This window comes from Prevotella marseillensis, from assembly GCF_900625065.1.
Classification (GTDB): Bacteria; Bacteroidota; Bacteroidia; order Bacteroidales; family Bacteroidaceae; genus Prevotella; species Prevotella rara.
In genome coordinates, this window is record NZ_UYXY01000001.1 from 205,848 (window position 1) to 224,116 (window position 18,269).

Sequence of the window (18,269 nt, forward strand, 5' to 3'; positions counted from 1 at the left end):
CAGTTTTCGCCTAAAAATTGTGTACGTCTGCTTTTCTTGGGTCAGACAGTGTTACCACTTCAAGGTCTTTAAACGTGCTTCCGTCTATGGTGAGCCTTATCAGTGTGCGGTCTTTATGCCATCCCTGCAGGCCTGCTGCACCGGGATTGATGTGCAGCAGATTGAGCGTCTTGTCGAATTTAACTTTAAGTATGTGCGAGTGTCCGCTGATGAAGAGTTGTGGCGGCATGGCATATATCGAGCCTCTTATGCTTGCGTCATAGTTGCCCGGGTAGCCTCCGATGTGCTTCATGAGCACTTCGGTGTCCTCACATTTCCATCGCAGAGTCTCCCTGAACATGCGTCGCAGGTCGCCCCCGTCGCAGTTGCCGTAGACGGCTCTGAGAGTGCGGAATTCTGCCAGCTTCTGTGCCACCTCAAGCGACCCGATGTCGCCTGCGTGCCATATCTCGTCGCACGGCTCGAAGTATTTCAGGTATTTGTCGTCCCAGTAGGCGTGTGTGTCGCTTATTATTCCTATGCGTTTCATTCTTTGTCTGTGACTTGTTTGTGCAGTGTGCAGCCGGCACATTCTGCTGTGGTCATGCCGTGCTGCATAAGTTTTATTTCAGGTCGAGGCTTTTTGTGATAAACTCTTTAATGAATCCGGCCGTGCCTTCGATGCCGAGCAGACTTGAGTTTATGCACAGGTCGTATGATGTGCTGTGCCCCCATTTCTTGCCCGTGTAATAGTTGTAGTAAGACGAGCGGCTGTCTTCCTTGTTCTCTATAATCTTCTTGGCCTCTTCCCTGTTGCAGTTGTGTCTCTTGCATATGCGCTCTATGCGTTCGTCGATGTCGGCTGTGATGAACACGCTTACCATGTTGTCGAAGTCGCGCAGCACATAGTCGGCACACCTGCCCACGAACACGCACGAGTTGGCTTCTGCGGCCTTGCGTATGGCGTCGCTCTGAAACTGGAACAGACTTTCCTGCGACAGTTTGTTGTTATAAAAGCAGTTGTCTGAAATATAAGGTACGTGCATGTGGAAAAGCGACTTGAAAAATCCTTTTTTCTCATCGTTCTGCTCGAAAAACTTCTCGCTGAATCCACTTTCCTTTGCGGCTAGATTCAGCAGCTCGCGGTCGTAAAACTTACATCCGAATTCGTCTGCGAGCATCTTGGCGATAATCATTCCGCCGCTTCCGAGCTGTCTTCCTACGTTAATTATTATTTTCTTCTTGGTTTCCATAAGCTATGGCGTTATGTTGTTTTTTGAATTTTCTCATATATTTTGTCATCATCACGGCAGCCATGAGCGAGGCTATTGTGTCGGCTGTTGGCAGCGACATCCACACGCCGTCGAGCTTGAAGAACTGCGGAAGGATGATAAGCAGCGGCAGCAGGAACAGCATCTGTCGTGACAGCGACAGGAATATGCTTATCTTGGCTTTGCCGATGCTTTGGAAGAAGTTGGTTACAACCATTTGATATCCCACGAACGGGAATGCTGCCATGTTGATCTTTATGGCCCTCATGGCCTTGTCTATCAGTTCGGCGTCTGTCGTAAACAGGCGTGCGCATTCGTAAGGGAAGATGTGCACAATGAGGAATCCCGTTGTTGTAATGACGGTTCCTGCTATTATTGCGCATTTAAGCACCTTCATAAGTCTGTCAAAGCGCTGTGCTCCGTAGTTGTAGCCTGCTATGGGGAGCATGCCCTGGTTGAGGCCCATCGTGACCATTATGAACACGAAGGCCACCTTGTTGGCTATGCCGTAGGCGCCTACTGCCATGTCGCCGCCGTATTTATACAGGCTGGTGTTGATGAATATCACCACGATGCATGCGCATACGTTCATGGCGAAGGGCGACATACCTATGCCTATGATGTTTTTCAGGATGTTGCTCCTTAGCTTGTAGATGCCTTTCTTGAAGTGTACTATCTCGCCTGACTTGCTGAACAGCCATAGCTGCCATGCAAGTGCCGTTACCTGAGATATCACGGTGGCAAGTGCGGCGCCCTGTATGCCCATCTTCAGCGGCCAGATGAATATAGGCGCAAGGACGGTGTTGAGCACTACGGACGACATCGTGGCAAACATGGCATGGCGCGGTTTGCCCACGGCGCGCAGTATGGCGTTCATGCCGAAGAATGTTTGCGAAAACACGTTTCCTGCCAGCACCACCAGCATATATTCGCGTGCGTAGGGTATTGTGTTCTCGCTCGCGCCGAAGAAATAGAGTATCGGGTCGAGAAACATCAGCGATATTATGCCGAATGCCACTCCGACGATGATGTTCAGCACGATGCTGTTGCCGAATATAAGCTCAGCCTTGCGGTAGTCTTTCTGGCCAAGCTTGACGGAGATACATGTAGACGAACCTATGCCCACGGCTGCTCCGAACGCTGCCGAAAGGTTCATCAGCGGAAAGGTGATGGCCAGTCCGGATATGGCCAGCGGACCCACGCCCTGGCCGATAAAGATGCTGTCGATCATGTTGTACAGCGAGGCTGCCGTCATCGCTATGATGGCAGGAAGGGCATACTGCATAAGCAGTTTGCCGACCGGTTTCGTTCCCAGTTCAAGTGTTGCTTGTTTATTATCCATAATGTTTACCAATCTTATTCTGTGCAAAGTTACTGCATGTTGGCCTAAATACAAAGCAAAAAGTTGTAAAAAGCTGTTTTATTTTGTTTCGCGGCGCATGATTTTGTCATTATTTTATAATATGTGTGTCATTTCCTGAGTTGATAATTGTTAACTAAATTGCCTGTTTTGCCCTGCAGCAGTTTCGTTGTCAGAAAATCTGCGGCAGTCTGTTTCCTGCTGCTTTTTGTGTGATTTGGCCATGGCCGTTTACGGCTTGTTTATGTGCAGAATGTTCTTTCTGTCATATTTTATGTCCTTTCCGTGAACTTCTGGCCTTCTGTCTTGATTCATGATGTATGAAACTGCCTGCCGTTTAACCTTGTCCTGTCTTGCAAAAGGCCGTCTTTTGGCTTCCGAAAGGCCATGTTTTGCATCGTGATACACTGCTTTTCGTGCTTAAAACTTGTGCTTTTTGTGTATATACTTGTCGCCATACGCAGGTAAGCATGCCGTAAAGGCCCTGTTAAGTGTTAATATTTAACATTCTTCTGTTGCCGTTTTAACATTTTCGGCACGTGCCGTCGTGGTCTTAACATGGCTTAAGGGGCATCGGCTGGTCTTGCCGGTGCTGTAGGGAAAACGCGAAAATAAACCCTGCATAGTCTTTGCGTTTACGCTTAAAAAAGCTAACTTTGCATCTGCTTAAATTTATGTAGGCAGATGAAAAAACTTATAACACTTTTGATGCTTTTATCCCTTGTCATGCCTTCGTCGGCTTATGGCACAGACGGGGCACGCAAGAAAAAATATCCCGGGGGCAAGACATACATGTACCGCGTTGAGCTTAAGGACAAGACAGGCACGCCTTACAGCCTTGCTCGTCCTGAAGATTACCTATCGGTGAAGTCGCTCGACCGCCGCAGACGCCAGGGACTGCAGGTTGACTCAACCGACCTGCCCATAAATCCTGCATACATATCAGCCGTAAGTACCGACGGAGTTGAGGTGGTTAGCCGCAGCAAGTGGAACAACACTCTGCTCGTGCGCTGCAAGCAGCCCGAGCGTGTCAGGCAGCTGTTGTCGCTGCCTTTTGTCAGAAACGTAAGGAAAGTATGGACGTCGCCTGATTCTGTCAGCGAGGTTTCGTCGAGAATGAAATACCACACCGAGTTTAACCGCTGGGACACTGTGGAGCAAAACTACTATGGCGTTACGCGTGAGCAAGTTGAAATGATAGGCGGTGTGCGCATGCATAATCACGGATTTACGGGCAAGGGCATCACCATTGCCGTTCTTGACGGAGGATTCATGAACACCGATCTGATACCTTGTCTGCAGAATGTAAACATCCTCGGGTGGGAAGATTTCGTCGTGCCGAAGTCCAAGAGCGTTTTCAAGGAGATGGAGCATGGCACAAAAGTGCTGTCGGTAATGGCCGTAAAGGTGCCTTACACCTTTGTGGGCACGTCGCCCGATGCGGCTTACTGGCTTCTGAGATGTGAGGACGAGACAGGCGAGAGCCTTGCCGAGGAAGACTACTGGGCTGCAGCTGCCGAGTTTGCCGACAGCGTCGGCGTTGACATTATTAGCAGCTCCTTAGGATTTCATGATTTCGACGACAGCTCGTTCAATTATAAATATGCTCAGCTCGACGGCCATACGGCACTGATATCCGCCACAGCTTCGATGCTGGCGTCAAAGGGAATAGTGCTTGTAAACAGCGCCGGAAACGACGGCATGTCTTCATGGAAGAAAATCAATGTGCCTGCCGATGCACACGACATACTGACCGTAGGCGCCGTGAGTCCCAACATGCGCAATGCCGCTTTCAGCAGCGTAGGCCCTACAGCCGACAACCGTGTCAAGCCCGACATAATGGCCCTTGGCAGTCCGGCGTCGGTTATCACGGGGCGAGGCACCATCATCAAGGATATGGGCACTTCGTTTTCAACGCCTGTGGTGTCGGGCATGGTGGCCTGTCTTTGGCAGGCGCTGCGCGACAAGACGGCATTGGAGATTATCGACCTTGTGAGGCGTTGTTCCGACAATTATTCTACTCCTGACAACATTTACGGCTATGGCGTGCCCGACTTCTGGCGTGCCTACGTCATGGGCCGGCAGCAAAACCGCTCGAAATGACACACACCGTATCGCTTCTTGAACTCAACCGGCTCGTAAGAGATGCGCTCGAGCTAAGCATGCTCGGCGACTATTGGGTTGAGGCTGAGCTGGCAGACGTGCGCGAGTCGGCCGGTCACTGCTATATGGAGCTGGTGCAGAAAGACGAGTTCGGCAGCACTCCCGTTGCCCGTGCCTCGGCTAAGTGCTGGCGCAGCACGTGGATGCTTGCCCGTCCGCATTTCGAGCGCGTAACGGGCGAACGCATACATGCCGGCATGAAGGTGCTTTTGCAGGTTCATGCACAGTTTCATGAGAACTACGGCTTTTCGTGGATCGTAACCGACATCGACCCCACTTTCACGCTTGGCGACATGGCACGCAAGCGCATGGAGATAGTGCGCACACTGAAAGAGGAAGGAGTGTTCGACCTTAACCGCGAACTGTCAATACCGCTCTTCGCCCAGCGCATTGCCGTTATATCCAGTGCCACGGCGGCAGGCTATGGCGACTTCTGCAGTCAGCTGAGCAACAATGCCTATGGCTTCGACTTTATCGTTGAGCTGTTTCAGGCTGTCATGCAGGGCGAACAGGTTGAGCAGAGCGTCATTGCTGCCCTCAACCGCATCAACGAGTGTGCCGACTTGTTCGACTGTGTTGTCATCATCCGTGGTGGAGGAGCCACGAGCGACCTGTCGGGATTCGACACTCTTGCCCTTGCCGAGAATGTGGCAAACTTTCCGCTTCCGGTCATCACCGGCATTGGTCATGAGCGCGACGAGTCGGTGCTCGACATGGTGGCCAACACAAAGGTAAAGACGCCTACGGCAGCCGCTGCATTCCTTATTGAAAATCTTAAGCGTGTTTCCGACCGCATCATGTCTGCCGGCGACCGCATCACTACGGCTGTGCGCCGCCGTCTCGACTATGAGTCGATGCGCCTTGGGCGTCTTGCTGCCGGCATACCTTCCTTGTCGTCGCTTGTCATCACCAGGCGTCAGGCCTCACTCGCCTCGCTCTACGGCCGTCTTTGCGCTGCAGCATCGTCGGGTCTGGCTGTTCGCCGCTCGCATATCGAGTCTGTCGGTGCGTCGCTCGCACCGCTTGCCTCGCGCCGCCTGCTTGTGGAGAGCCATCGTGTGCAGCTTCTTGCCCAGCGTGTGGCCGCCTCCGACCCCTCGCTGCTTCTGCGCCGGGGCTATTCAGTTACGCTTCACAACGGCCGCGCCGTTACCGACGCCTCCGCGCTTGCCGAGGGCGATGTCATCGAGACACGCTTTGCCCATGGCTCAGCCTTGTCTGTGGTGCAGGCAGCTGATAAGCCGTCAAAAGATAAAGGTGTGGCTGCCGGCGGAAAACATCCGTAACATTGAAAGAAAAAAATAAACATATCATTATACGAAATACTATGCCTAAAGAAATGAAATATGAAGAGGCCGTAAGACAGCTTGAAGAGATTGTCGCCAAGATGGAGAGCAACGAGCTTGACGTAGACAGCCTGAGCCAGCAGCTGAAGACTGCCCAGAAGCTTATAAAGCTGTGTAAGGACAAGCTCAGCCGGGCTGACAGCGACATAAAGAAAATACTTCAGGACGACAACAACGGCTGAACATGCCCGCAGGCAGGCGGCAAAACAGCATAAAAATGACATTTTTAATAAATTATGTCATAAAAATTGCTGATTAGTAATATTATTATTATTTTTGCCGTTGGTAAGTCCGGGGCTGACATTACATATAGTTAACCCCAGTGGCTTTGTTGATTGAGTAAAATTTGTTGTATACTTTAAAAATAATATGAATATGAAAAATCTGGATTGGTCAAAATTGCCTTTCGGTTACATTCCGACAGACTATAACGTACGTTGCTACTATCGCGACGGCAAGTGGGGCGAAGTTGAAGTTTGCTCTGACGAATATATAAAGATGCACATGGCTGCTACGTGTCTTCACTACGGCCAGGAGGCATTCGAAGGTCTAAAGGCTTACCGCTGCCCTGACGGCAAGGTTCGCGTTTTCCGTATGGATGAGAATGCGGCACGTCTGCAGAGCACATGCCGCGGCATACTGATGCCTGAGGTTCCTACAGAACTGTTTGAGGAAATGGTTACCAAGGTAGTGCGCCTGAACCAGGATTACATACCTACATACGAGAGCGGTGCAACTCTTTACATCCGTCCGCTGCTCGTCGGCATGTCAGCACAGGTTGGTGTTCATCCTGCCAGCGAGTATCTCTTCATGATATTCGTTACTCCGGTAGGTCCTTACTTCAAGGGCGGATTCTCAACTAATCCTTATGTCATCATCCGCGAGTTCGACCGTTCTGCTCCTCTCGGTACAGGTATATATAAGGTGGGCGGTAACTATGCTGCTTCTCTGCGTGCCAACAAGATGGCTCACGACCTCGGATATGCATGCGAGTTCTATCTCGATGCAAAGGAGAAGAAATATATGGACGAGTGTGGTGCTGCCAACTTCTTCGGTATCAAGGACAACACTTACGTTACTCCTAAGTCTACCAGCATTCTGCCGAGTATTACCAACAAGAGCCTCATGCAGCTGGCTGAAGACATGGGCATGAAGGTTGAGCGCCGTCAGATTCCTGAAGACGAGCTGGCTACATTCGAGGAGGCAGGTGCATGCGGTACAGCTGCCGTTATCAGTCCTATCTCTAAGATTGACGACCTCGAGAACAAGAAGAGCTATGTTATCAGCAAGGACGGCAAGCCCGGACCTATCAGCACTAAGCTCTACAACAAGTTGCGCGGCATACAGTATGGCACAGAACCTGACATCCATAACTGGACAAAGGTTGTAATTGAATAATTGATAATTTACAATTCATAATTTATAAATTACTGATCCATAATTCATAGTTCATAATTCATAATTGGCTATTTCTTTGATTACCGATAGCCTGTCTTTTGACAAATAATTATGATTTATGAATTATGAATTATGATTTATTTTAAGATGAGCAAAGGAAAATTGGCTAAGTTCGCCGACATGGCGAGATACGAGAACGTGTTTCAATACCCTTATTCGGTCGTTGAGAATGTGCCTTTTGAAATGAAAGGCCACTGGCGCGACATGTATTTCCACAATGACAACCCCATTGTGCTTGAGCTGGGATGCGGCAAGGGCGAATACACCGTTGAGCTGGCAAGGCTATATCCGGATGTCAACTTCATCGGTGTAGACATCAAGGGCGCACGTATGTGGACAGGTGCAACGCAGGCTCTTAACGACGGACTTAAGAATGTGGCATTCCTTCGCACCAACATCGAGATCATCGACCGCTTCTTCGGTCCTGACGAGGTGCAGGAGATTTGGCTCACGTTCAGCGATCCTCAGATGAAGAATGTGCGCAAGCGTCTCACCAGTACATACTTCATGGAGCGTTATCGCCGTTTCCTTGTCGACGGAGGCATCGTGCATGTCAAGACCGACAGCAATTTCCTTTTCACCTACACCACATACATGACAGAGCGCAACGCCTTCCCGGTGTTGTTCTCAACCACAGACCTTTATCATGCCGAGGGACTTGATGCCGACACCATGCGCATACTTTCAATTCAGACGTATTATGAAAGTCAGTGGATTGAGCGCGGACTCAACATCAAGTACATGAAGTTCCGTCTTCCGTCGGCATGCGACATGGCAGAGCCCGACGTAGAAATTCCTGTTGACGACTACCGCAGCTATAAGCGCACCCGCCGCAGCGGCGTAGACATGCGCAAGTAGAGAGCCACGGCAGTTGTCTTGGCGGCAGTTGACTTTTGGCGCATACACGAATGTGCTAAAGTCAGGTGTGCGTTTACGCGGCAGTGTATCGACATTGCTGTCATGGCATGGACATGTGTTTGTGCCTTGTCTTTTGCAGACATCTTTTCGGTCATGTCTGCCTCTTTTCATATTATATCAATGATATGCCTGTAAGAATGTTTTACATGCACATAACTTTTTGTAACGAAGATGACAGTAGAACTTAAAGAGAACGGCGGTCTTCCTGCCCGAATTTTGTGGACACTTGCCATTGTTGCAGGTGTGTCAGTTGCCAATATATATTACAATCAGCCGCTGCTCAACGTGATAGGCCGCGACCTGGGCGTGAGCGAGTTCAGTTCCAACCTCATAGCCATGATCACTCAGGTGGGATATGCCGTCGGACTGCTTTTCATTGTCCCCCTTGGCGATCTCTGCCGCCGCAAGAACATAGTGCTCGTAAACTTCAGCGTGCTCGTGTTCTCGCTCCTTGCCATAGCCTGCTCAACCAGCATTTATGTTATATGGGCAGCATCGTTTCTTACCGGTGTAGGCTCAATGATACCGCAGATATTTGTTCCCATAGCTTCGCAGTTCTCACGTCCGGAGCATAAGGGGCGCAACGTGGGCATTGTCATCTCCGGACTGCTCACCGGCATTCTTGCCTCGCGTGTGGTCAGTGGCGTGGTGGGCGATGTGCTCGGCTGGCGCGCCATGTATTTCATTGCGTCGGGGCTGATGCTCGTATGCGCCTTTGTCGTAATGAAGGTATTGCCCGACATACGGCCTACGTTCAAGGGCTCTTATGCCAAGCTCATGGCGTCGCTCTTCTCGCTGCTGCGCGATTATCCTGCCCTGCGCGTATATTCCGTAAGAGCCGGACTGGCTTTCGGTTCGTTTCTTTCGCTTTGGGCCTGTCTGTCGTTCAAGATGGCACAGGCACCGTTCTATGCCGACAGCGACGTGGTGGGCTTTCTCGGCTTGTGCGGCATTGCCGGGGCTCTGACAGCCTCGTCGGTAGGCAAGCACGTCAGGACCGTAGGCGTGCGCCGCTTCAACTTCATTGGCTGTGCGCTTATGCTGCTTGCATGGGCATCAGTCCTGTTTCTTGGTGACACCTATGTTGGTCTGATAGCAGGCGTGATAATCATCGACATAGGCATGCAGTGCATACAGCTCAGCAATCAGGCAAGCATGTTCGAGGTATGCCCCGGAGCATCAAACAGAGTGAACACCATATTCATGACAACATACTTTGCCGGAGGTTCTCTCGGCACATTCCTTGCCGGCACGGGCTGGCATGCCGCCTCTTGGACGGGTGTGGTGGCCGTAGGCGTATGCCTCACGCTGGCCTCACTTGCCGTAACGCTGTTCACCAGGCGATGAGCTATGGGGCAGGAGAGTGTTGTCTGAAATGTAAAAGGCCGCAAGTCATATTGTGAAAGACCACATATCAGAGTGTAATATGTGGCATATTGCAGCATGAAAGGTATGCTTTTGCTTTATGGATATTACTGAAAAATATTTTTTAAAAGAAACTCATCACTCGTCACATGCGCTTGTAACCTGTTGGCTGATAGCGAGTTGATGTGTGACGAGTTTCTTTTTCAACTCGTCACAACGCTCTGTCCTGTGCCGTTTTTGAGCCGTAACGTGGCTCTGTGAATATGGAATTTCAGCTAAAAATATGTTATATGCTGCTCTGTGATGAGTTGAAAATGCAACTCGTCACACGGTAAATGGTTGGCTTGCAGTGAGTTAAAGCCTGTTGTGACGAGTGATGAGTTTTTAAAAAAAACTTTTTTTTGCTGTTTTACTTCTTGCCATTTACTGATTTCGGTTGACTTCAAGCAGGGCTTTGTCTGATTTTAGTTGACTTATGTAAACGTTGGTGTCTGTTATCGGCTGGTGCCATTATTTTGATTAAACGGGATGCAGCCTATAGCCCGGTTAGTGTTTAAAATAATTCCTGACGTTCTGCGTCATTATGTGTAAATTTTATGTTTACAGATTAGATTGCTGTCGGAATTTTTTAATATTGTTAAAACTATCGGACACTAGTTAATAAGATTTAATATATATAAGTGGAATAGATTATTCAATTTAAAAAGGTTTAACTTTGCAGAACTTACTAGATTATTAATAAGAATGTCAAGATTTTTAAAATTAGCTTTAGTGTTGGGCATGCTGTTTTTGACCGATACAATGACTATAACTGCTCAAAATTTGGCAGTTAAGACAAATGTCCTTTCCTAAAATTGGTTGACTTCTAACAAGCCATTCCCTGATTAAAGTTGACTCTGGTTAAACTTATAACTGTTATTGGTTGACTCTACTTTTAATTACTGATTAAAGTTGACTTTTACCGGGACAGAATCCCTGTTCATGGTGTCCTTGGAGGGCGTAGCCCGGAAAGGACACCATGAACAGAAGGCAAAGATAGTCCATCTTCTCCAATATCGGAGCATTCCTGTCTGTTTTTTATGGCCTTTGTCCTAAAACTGCTCCAACGCTTAGATATCTCACCCTGACATGAAGCAGCCTGTGCCGGTGTCATCATGTTGATGCTCATGTGCGGCCTTTCGTTGTTGTAGAAGTCCACGGCCGTTGCCACGGCTTCCCTGACCTGGCCGATGTCGGTGAACCTCATACCCTTAAGGAGTTCGTTCTTTATGGTACCATTAATACGCTCTGCCTGTGCATTGTCCTTCGGATCCCCGGTCTCCGTCATACTGATACTTATACCATTTTTATTAAGCAGCCTGACATATTCGGAACTTGCGTATTGTACGCCGCGGTCTGAATGATGTATAAGGCTGATGCCGTCCATGCCCTTCAGCCTTCCCAAAGCCATGCACAGTGCTTCAATGGGATAAGCCGTCTCAAGCGTCGGACCGACACAGTATCCTACAATCTCTTCTGTATATGCATCAAGTACAATTGAAAGGTAGCAGAAACGGTAGTGTATGTCGTCTGTCCAAATAATTATGTACGTTATGTCACTGACCCATAGCTGGTTAGGTCTGAGTGGCAACATTTCCTTTATAAGATTGGGATATGTCGGAAGACCGTGCCTTGAGTCAGTGGTACGTGGACGGCGCAACCTTTTACGGCGAATCATGCCGTTACATGACATTATTTCTATAAAACGGTCACGGCCGACGGGACTGTTGCCGCTGAAATCACGCCGGTACATGTGCCAGAGCTTCAATGCGCCTATTCCGGGGTCTATACGGCGCACCTTGCGGACATACTCAATCACAAAGGCATCACGGGCGGCCCTCATCATTGACTTTGACTCATCATACTTGTAATAGGCCTGCTTGCTTACGCCAAACAGCGCACAAAGATGTCTCACCCTGTATCGGACAGGGTTCTTCGTGTGCAGGAATGTTACTGTTTGGCGCCAGATTTTTTTCTTATGCTGATGCCTAACTCGGATTCGGCCACATTTATCATCTCGTCATAAGCCTCGGCCTTTATCTCGGCCTTGGTCAGTTCGGACTTAAGACGGAGTATCTCGGCCTGAAGGGCCTCTATGTCTGACGGGAGGCTGACTGAGTCACGAACATGCTTCTCTCTTAGTGTCTTTTTCTTTGTCATAAAATCGACATAATACAATTCAGGTGCAAATTTAGCACACCAGCGGCGAACTGTAGCCTCTGATACGGGAATTATTTTTGATATTCCCAAAAAACTTACACCTGAAGAGCGAAGATCTATCACTTTTTGAAGATATTGACCCTTTTGTGATTTATTTTTCCTCATAATTATTTTATTTATGAGTCAACTTTTTTCAGGGTAAGACAAAATGTTTTGTATTGGACAACAGCAACGTTTAATGCATCTGTAGAAACACGTCTGTCGTCAAAGTGGACTCTTGATGTTTCGGCGGGTTACAATCCGTTCACATTTTCTGATAACAAAAAGTTGAAGCATTTTGCCATTCAGCCTGAGGCACGCTATTGGCTCTGTTCTCCTTTTTCGGGGCATTTTGTAGGTGCCAACCTGCTTTATTCCCATTATAATGCCGGCGGAGTGAAGATGCCTTTCGGCATTTTTTCAGACCTTGAGAAGTACAGGTTCCAGGGTGACCTTGGTGCCGTAGGCCTTGTCTATGGTTACAGCTGGATGTTGCCCGGAAAGCGATGGAGCATAGAGGGCGTTGTCGGCCTTGGATATGGCATAACCCGTTATGACAAATATGCATGTGCTGTGTGCGGAAGCAAAATTGGTGAAGACACAAAGGGTGTTTTCATGCCTACTAAACTTGCAATCTCTGTTATATATTACATTAAGTAAGTCGCATTGATGATTTCTGTCGGTGTGATTTTATTTTGCATACTCGACTAATTTAATACAATCTCAAGATACAACAATGATGAGATCTTTAAGTTCAATTCTTTTACTGGCATTGGGCTCATCTGTCTGTAATGCGTCCGCATTGCGCGGCAACGGCGTTGATGCTCAGTGGATAGACTCTACGGCTCTCAGGCTGTCGTTCGTGTTGACTGAAGGCGATTCGGTAGGCAGCAATTATGCCGTTATAGCCACGCCCCGTCTTGTAACTGCTAAGGGCGACACCCTGATGCTGAAGCCGACAGTGTTCAGAGGCAAGCGCAACATGCGCTACACGGAGCGTGCACGATTTTATGATAATGCTCAGCAGGCCACGGCAGATGAGGTGGCTTTAGGCTCAGAAGTTAGGTATGACGTCATGCTCAGGCGTGCCGAAAGTCCCTGGATATGGGAGGATAAAGTATACCTCGACGTGGCACGCGAGAAAGAAGGGTGCTGCAATGTTGAGGATATGGCCGGAAGGCGTATGGGCGATATGGTGTATGTGCCGCAGTTTGTGCCCGCACTTGCCGTTGTCGAGGACAATGCAGGCAAGGCTGGTGAGCTGCAGAAGGATAATCCGGTGCTGATGCACGTATCGCAGTATAAGCCCTACGACAACACGCGCATACTGCGCAAGGAGAAAGGAGCTCTGTATGTTCATTATCCGCTGAACAGTTCGGAGCTTAAACGTGACTTCCGCGACAACGCACAGACGCTCGACCGTATTGTTGACATTACGCGCAGCATAATGGCCGACTCTACATCGTCGGTTAAGATCATACAGATTGTTGGTCTGGCTTCTGTTGAAGGTTCACAGAAAAACAATGTCAGTCTGGCAGGGCGGCGTGCCGATGCCCTGAAGGCGTATATACAGAAAAGGGTGAAAATATCAGACAAGCTGTTTGACTGCGCCAATGGCGGCGAGGCTTGGACCGAGCTGCGCGACCAGATAGCCGACGGCAGCTTTGATGGGCGCGACGAGCTTCTGCACATAATAGATACGGAGAAAAATCCGGATAAGCGCGAACAGATGATAAGACAGCTAGACGGTGGACGTCCGTATGCGTATCTGCGCGACAACGTGTTGAGCGACCAGCGCAATTCGGGCTATCTGCGGATATATTATGACTATGTGCCAGACACGGCTGCCAAGACCATAAACGAGGCTACAGAACTGATGCAGGAGGAGAAATATGACGAAGCTCTCAGAAAACTGCTTACAGTTAAGGACGACAAGAGAGCCTTCAGTCCGCTTGGAGTGGCTTACTACATGACAGGCAACAGGCAGAAAGGTCTGGAGTATATGAAGCGTGCCGCAGCCGACGGAAACGTACAGGCTAAGCGAAACCTTGAGCAGTATGAAGCTATAATGAAGGCGGAACAGCTGAAAGAGAAATAAACAACAAAATATTATAACTTAATTAAATTAATTATTCTTTATGAAAAAGTTTTATAACAGAAATTTTGCCTATGGAGCAGCAGCGCTGCTTATTGGCGCAGTGAGTTTCACTGCATGCTCTTCTGAGGATGAGTTGTCTAACACAAATCCAACCTATGATGGAGAGAGCGTAAAAACACAGTTTGCAATTAATATTCCTGCAGCAGCTAAGACGAGGATGACAGGAGAGTACACCCAGCAGGATGGAAACTTCCTCGGTATGAAAGATATAAAGCTGATACCTTTTGCCTCAATGCCTGCATCAGGAACAGAGTCGAATCTTGGTTCTGTTATTACTTTGGGTAATATCAGTGACAATCTGTCTGCAACTTCTAATGCTAAGGTTTATAATGATGTAGCCATTCCTGTAGGTACAGGTGCTGTAATTCTTTATGGTCAGGCAAATAAAGAGGCAGGAACTAATTTTGATAAAGGTGCAGTAACAATGCCGAGCGATTATTCTGTTTTGTCAAATATTAAATTTTCTCCTGTAAATATAACAACCAACGAGACAGACGCAAAGGCTACGGCATTGGCTGCATGGATGACATCTGTAGCAAATGCTGAAGGTTGGGATGCTGCCGGAGAAGGTACGTTGAAAGATTTGCGTGATGAGTTTCTGAAAACGACTGTAGGTTCTTCTAACAGTGTATTGTGCCTGATGCAGTATCTTTATAATGCTTTGGCAAAAGAAGATGGTGCTGAGGCTACTGCTATTAAGGCTGCTATTAAGGCCGGTAATGGTGTCGTAGAGTCTGATGGAAAACTGAGCTATGGAGAAGGCTCTTCATTGGCCGGTTATCCTGAAAATATAAATTTGCCTGATGGTGCAGCCCAGGTTGTATGGAACTCGGATAAATTTGATGTTGTTGCAGCTTCAGGAAATACAGGAATTAATGTTGCATCATTAGACAGCTATGTTTATCCTGCAGCTTTATGTTATTACGTGAATAGCAATGTGAAGACTGCTGATACAGAAGTTGATATGGACGCCGCTTCTGATTGGACAGCGATTGTTGGATCAATGACAGGCAGCTCTGTGGCTCCGACAACTCGTTCGATAGCAATTGAACAGCCCATTAATTATGGAGTTGGCCGTCTTTCAACTCAGGTTAAGTTTGGCGCACAGCGTGTTCCTGACTCAAAGGATGATGGTCATAATAGTTCTGTTGTTGAAATTCCCGGTGAAGGATTTAAGATTACAGGTATATTGATTGGCGGACAGGGCGAAGTTGGCTGGAATTATATACCGACAGCAACTGGCAGCAAAACAATATATGATAAGTCTATGACAGAAGGAATGTGTGCAAAATATTCTTCTGATTTTACAGGTGCAATAACCAACTATACTTTGGCTTTTGAAACAGAGTCAAAAAAGGATGTCAATGTGGCTATAGAACTTGTGAACGGTGATAAAGATTTTTATGGCAAAGACGGTATGATAATTCCTGCTGGCGGTAAATTTTATTTAGTTGGACAATTGAAGTCAAGCGCAGCTACAGAAACTGGCGAAAAAATCTTTAAACAAGACTATAATACTATTGCCAAATTTAATATTACAAATCTGAAGTCAGCTTATAATGGTCTGCCTGATCTTCGCACACCGTCATTACAGCTCGGTATGTCTGTTGATTTGAATTGGGAAGAAGGCCATACGTTTGACGTAGATATTCAATAATACAAATGATCTTTTTGTCCTGAAAGGATTTTTTGTATAAAATGCTAACCAGGCGGCAGCCTTTCGTAGGGCTTCCGCCTACAACCGGAAAACGCTTGCGGATAACCGTTAATCTTCCGTGAGTGCGGTGATTTAGAAAAAGAAGAAATAATAATGGTGTTAAGAATGATGACGAAGCGTAAAAATAAGAATTATTGTTCAAAGTTTTGTGCAGGATTGTCGGCATTGCTGTTGTCAGCGTTTCCGTTGTCCTTTGTTTCGTGTATAGATGAAGATTTGTCGCGTTGCGGTGTAAACTATTCCGTTGATTATCGTTTGGAATTATCCGCATCACTTCGTCAGACGCTCGACCTGCAGCTTACCACACCGGCAGAACGGCAACTGGCTGCGGCGTTGCGTTCTGATATGACTGACATTATGAGCGAGCGTGCCGCTGTGATGGATCTTTCGTTCTTTACATTAGAAGACGGCAACTTGGCTCAGCATCAGACCATTGAGCCTGATGCCAACAGCCTGTCAATGACCATCTATATGAATCGTGGCGACTACCACAATATAGCCCTTGCAGCTACTCATTCTGTCAGTGAGGTAACTATCAGCGGCGCATCAACCTACACAGGCATCAGTCTGCGCCAGGCACAGGCCGATACGCTCGACTCACACAGTGCTGCTATCTATATGGGATATGGCCGTATGCTTATGGACAATGTTTCGGGACATTTCTATGTGCCCTTATATATGGTCAACTCAGTACCTGTGTTGGTTGTAAGTCCAAACAATTCACCGGCAAATGTACTTGTGGCGTATACACGCCGCACGTCGTCAGGTCTGCATTGTTCAGACAGCACTTTTGTATACGACAACGAGGCCGTAATCAGGACACACCGCACGGAAGGCGGCGGGCTGCTTGCGTTCCATTCTGTATGTTTCCCGTCGGCAAATACTGCAAAATCACGTGCAACAGACGACCCCACAGTGGCTGAGGGAAGTATATGGGAAATGGATCTGATAACACAGATGCCCGACGGAAAATATGTCAAAAACACACTGTATATGAAAAATCCGCTTAAGGCAGGCGAGATGCAGATCATAAAAGTGAAGCTGAATGATGAAGGCGGTGTTGTGACAGAAAATCCCGAAGTCGGTGTATCGGTTGAGTTGGATTGGAAGCCCGGAGGCGATTTTGATATTGAAATTTGATGATGTTACAGCAGAACCTTCCGGAATAATTTATGTAAGTAAAATAAAGAAAATACACGTTCAGACATGAGGTATATCTCTAAAATACATGTTCTTTTATGTGCCGCAGCTTTAGCCATAACGGCATGCCAAAGCGAAGACTCTATTTCGCCGGAGACTGATATGGAAACGGTCAAACTTCTTGTGACAGTTCCTGCTACGTCAGGGCTGACGCGTATAGGCGATCCGGGGACGGGCGTGGAAGAAGGAGCTGACTGGGACAGGCTGGCGGTGATATTGGCGTATAAAGACGGACCGTATGTGCAAAAAACAATTATAACAAAAGATGATTTTGACAAACTTCCTAATTATGACGGCCGTGAAGGAGTAAAACTTCTTACTATCGATGCACAAATTGGTTCTGCATATATTTACGGCGTAACATACAGCAGTGATGCTCTGTATAACCCGGAACAAAGCATAAGTGACTGTAAAGATAATGAGCAGGTGAAAGCCTTGACAATATCTAATGATTATGCCGGAACAGACGATAATGCTTCAGCTAAGTTTGTCAGCGTAGCCACCGGGTATTATAAAACTGCTGTTAGCGGCGACCAGCCGGCTCTGTTTGAAATACAAGTTGGCGGTACGGGTGAGATAGGCAGCATACCGACAATGACGCTTACCCGTCTTGCCTCTAAAATAGACATACAGTGGGATGCTGCTGATGCATACGATCAAGGATATACAGATGTGAAGGTTACAGATTTTACATATAAAGGAAAGGAATATGGCCGATTGTTCCCGGAGATTACAGGTGTGACACCGGATAATCAAGATAAGTCATGGACATTCTATAACACCTCAGAGATAAGTCAGCGCAACGGTCGCGTGTATCATTATACGTTCACTGATGGTGCAACGACACCGAGTGTGACATTTAATATTTCTGCAAGAAAAGACGGCAATGATATTACCGGAAGCGGATATACAATGAATTTCAGTTATGTCTTGCAGCAGGCCGCCTGGTATAAGGTTAACGCAACGATAAAGGGCGTAACCGGCAGTGGAAGTATCACGCTGAGCATGAATTGAGCCGGCAGACATGAATAAAAACTGACACACTGAGAAATTGATAATATCAGTAAAGACAACAAAAAATATTAATGTAGCAGTA

16 protein-coding genes are annotated in these 18,269 nt (G+C 47.7%); 11 read left to right on the forward strand and 5 right to left on the reverse strand.

Annotated features, from left to right (window positions below):
* Positions 1–10: 10 nt before the first annotated feature.
* The 3 genes from EJL04_RS00915 to EJL04_RS00925 all read right to left on the reverse strand — a co-directional run bounded on the left by EJL04_RS00915 (position 11) and on the right by EJL04_RS00925 (position 2,592).
* Positions 11–529, reverse strand: coding sequence for a metallophosphoesterase family protein (locus EJL04_RS00915; RefSeq protein ID WP_021853860.1), 519 nt, complete (start codon positions 527–529; stop codon positions 11–13).
* Positions 530–602: 73 nt separating this feature from the next.
* On the reverse strand, positions 603–1,232 hold the full coding sequence (locus EJL04_RS00920; protein ID WP_125103847.1) for a cytidylate kinase-like family protein: 630 nt from the start codon (positions 1,230–1,232) through the stop codon (positions 603–605).
* Positions 1,204–2,592, reverse strand: a complete 1,389-nt coding sequence (locus EJL04_RS00925; RefSeq protein ID WP_125103848.1) for an MATE family efflux transporter — start codon at positions 2,590–2,592, stop codon at positions 1,204–1,206. Before EJL04_RS00925 ends, EJL04_RS00920 begins: the two co-directional genes overlap by 29 nt.
* A gap of 702 nt (positions 2,593–3,294) precedes the next feature.
* Here EJL04_RS00925 and EJL04_RS00930 point away from each other — a divergent pair.
* The 6 genes from EJL04_RS00930 to EJL04_RS00955 all read left to right on the forward strand — a co-directional run bounded on the left by EJL04_RS00930 (position 3,295) and on the right by EJL04_RS00955 (position 9,842).
* Positions 3,295–4,713, forward strand: coding sequence for a S8 family serine peptidase (locus EJL04_RS00930; RefSeq protein ID WP_125103849.1), 1,419 nt, complete (start codon positions 3,295–3,297; stop codon positions 4,711–4,713).
* Positions 4,710–6,059, forward strand: coding sequence for an exodeoxyribonuclease VII large subunit (xseA, locus tag EJL04_RS00935; protein ID WP_125103850.1), 1,350 nt, complete (start codon positions 4,710–4,712; stop codon positions 6,057–6,059). Before EJL04_RS00930 ends, xseA begins: the two co-directional genes overlap by 4 nt.
* A gap of 41 nt (positions 6,060–6,100) precedes the next feature.
* Entirely contained in the window at positions 6,101–6,301 is a 201-nt protein-coding gene (gene xseB / locus EJL04_RS00940) for an exodeoxyribonuclease VII small subunit (protein ID WP_125103851.1), read from the forward strand.
* 193 nt (positions 6,302–6,494) lie between these two features.
* Positions 6,495–7,517 (forward strand): branched-chain amino acid aminotransferase, encoded by a 1,023-nt coding sequence (locus EJL04_RS00945; RefSeq protein ID WP_021853854.1) that lies wholly within the window; start codon positions 6,495–6,497, stop codon positions 7,515–7,517.
* A gap of 147 nt (positions 7,518–7,664) precedes the next feature.
* The gene (trmB, locus tag EJL04_RS00950; RefSeq protein WP_125105273.1) at positions 7,665–8,435 is read left to right on the forward strand and encodes a tRNA (guanosine(46)-N7)-methyltransferase TrmB; all 771 of its coding nucleotides are present in this window, start codon (positions 7,665–7,667) and stop codon (positions 8,433–8,435) included.
* 231 nt (positions 8,436–8,666) lie between these two features.
* Positions 8,667–9,842, forward strand: coding sequence for an MFS transporter (locus tag EJL04_RS00955; protein WP_021853852.1), 1,176 nt, complete (start codon positions 8,667–8,669; stop codon positions 9,840–9,842).
* A 997-nt stretch (positions 9,843–10,839) separates the two neighbouring features.
* Here the strand turns inward: EJL04_RS00955 and EJL04_RS00960 are convergent.
* The gene (locus EJL04_RS00960) at positions 10,840–11,814 is read right to left on the reverse strand and encodes an IS3 family transposase (protein WP_241209923.1); all 975 of its coding nucleotides are present in this window, start codon (positions 11,812–11,814) and stop codon (positions 10,840–10,842) included.
* A 35-nt stretch (positions 11,815–11,849) separates the two neighbouring features.
* Positions 11,850–12,224 carry a transposase gene (locus EJL04_RS00965; RefSeq protein ID WP_125103787.1) on the reverse strand — a complete coding sequence of 125 codons (375 nt, stop codon included), beginning with the start codon at positions 12,222–12,224 and terminating at the stop codon, positions 11,850–11,852.
* A gap of 9 nt (positions 12,225–12,233) precedes the next feature.
* Between EJL04_RS00965 and EJL04_RS00970 the strand changes: the two genes are divergently transcribed.
* The 5 genes from EJL04_RS00970 to EJL04_RS00990 all read left to right on the forward strand — a co-directional run bounded on the left by EJL04_RS00970 (position 12,234) and on the right by EJL04_RS00990 (position 18,187).
* The gene (locus tag EJL04_RS00970) at positions 12,234–12,758 is read left to right on the forward strand and encodes a DUF3575 domain-containing protein (RefSeq protein WP_420899305.1); all 525 of its coding nucleotides are present in this window, start codon (positions 12,234–12,236) and stop codon (positions 12,756–12,758) included.
* Positions 12,759–12,834: 76 nt separating this feature from the next.
* Entirely contained in the window at positions 12,835–14,196 is a 1,362-nt protein-coding gene (locus EJL04_RS00975) for an OmpA family protein (protein WP_125103852.1), read from the forward strand.
* A gap of 40 nt (positions 14,197–14,236) precedes the next feature.
* The gene (locus tag EJL04_RS00980) at positions 14,237–15,913 is read left to right on the forward strand and encodes a hypothetical protein (protein WP_125103853.1); all 1,677 of its coding nucleotides are present in this window, start codon (positions 14,237–14,239) and stop codon (positions 15,911–15,913) included.
* A gap of 153 nt (positions 15,914–16,066) precedes the next feature.
* A complete protein-coding gene (locus tag EJL04_RS00985) occupies positions 16,067–17,113 on the forward strand; it encodes a hypothetical protein (RefSeq protein WP_125103854.1) in 1,047 nt (348 codons plus the stop codon).
* A gap of 162 nt (positions 17,114–17,275) precedes the next feature.
* A complete protein-coding gene (locus EJL04_RS00990; RefSeq protein WP_164511705.1) occupies positions 17,276–18,187 on the forward strand; it encodes a hypothetical protein in 912 nt (303 codons plus the stop codon).
* Positions 18,188–18,269 lie beyond the last annotated feature (82 nt).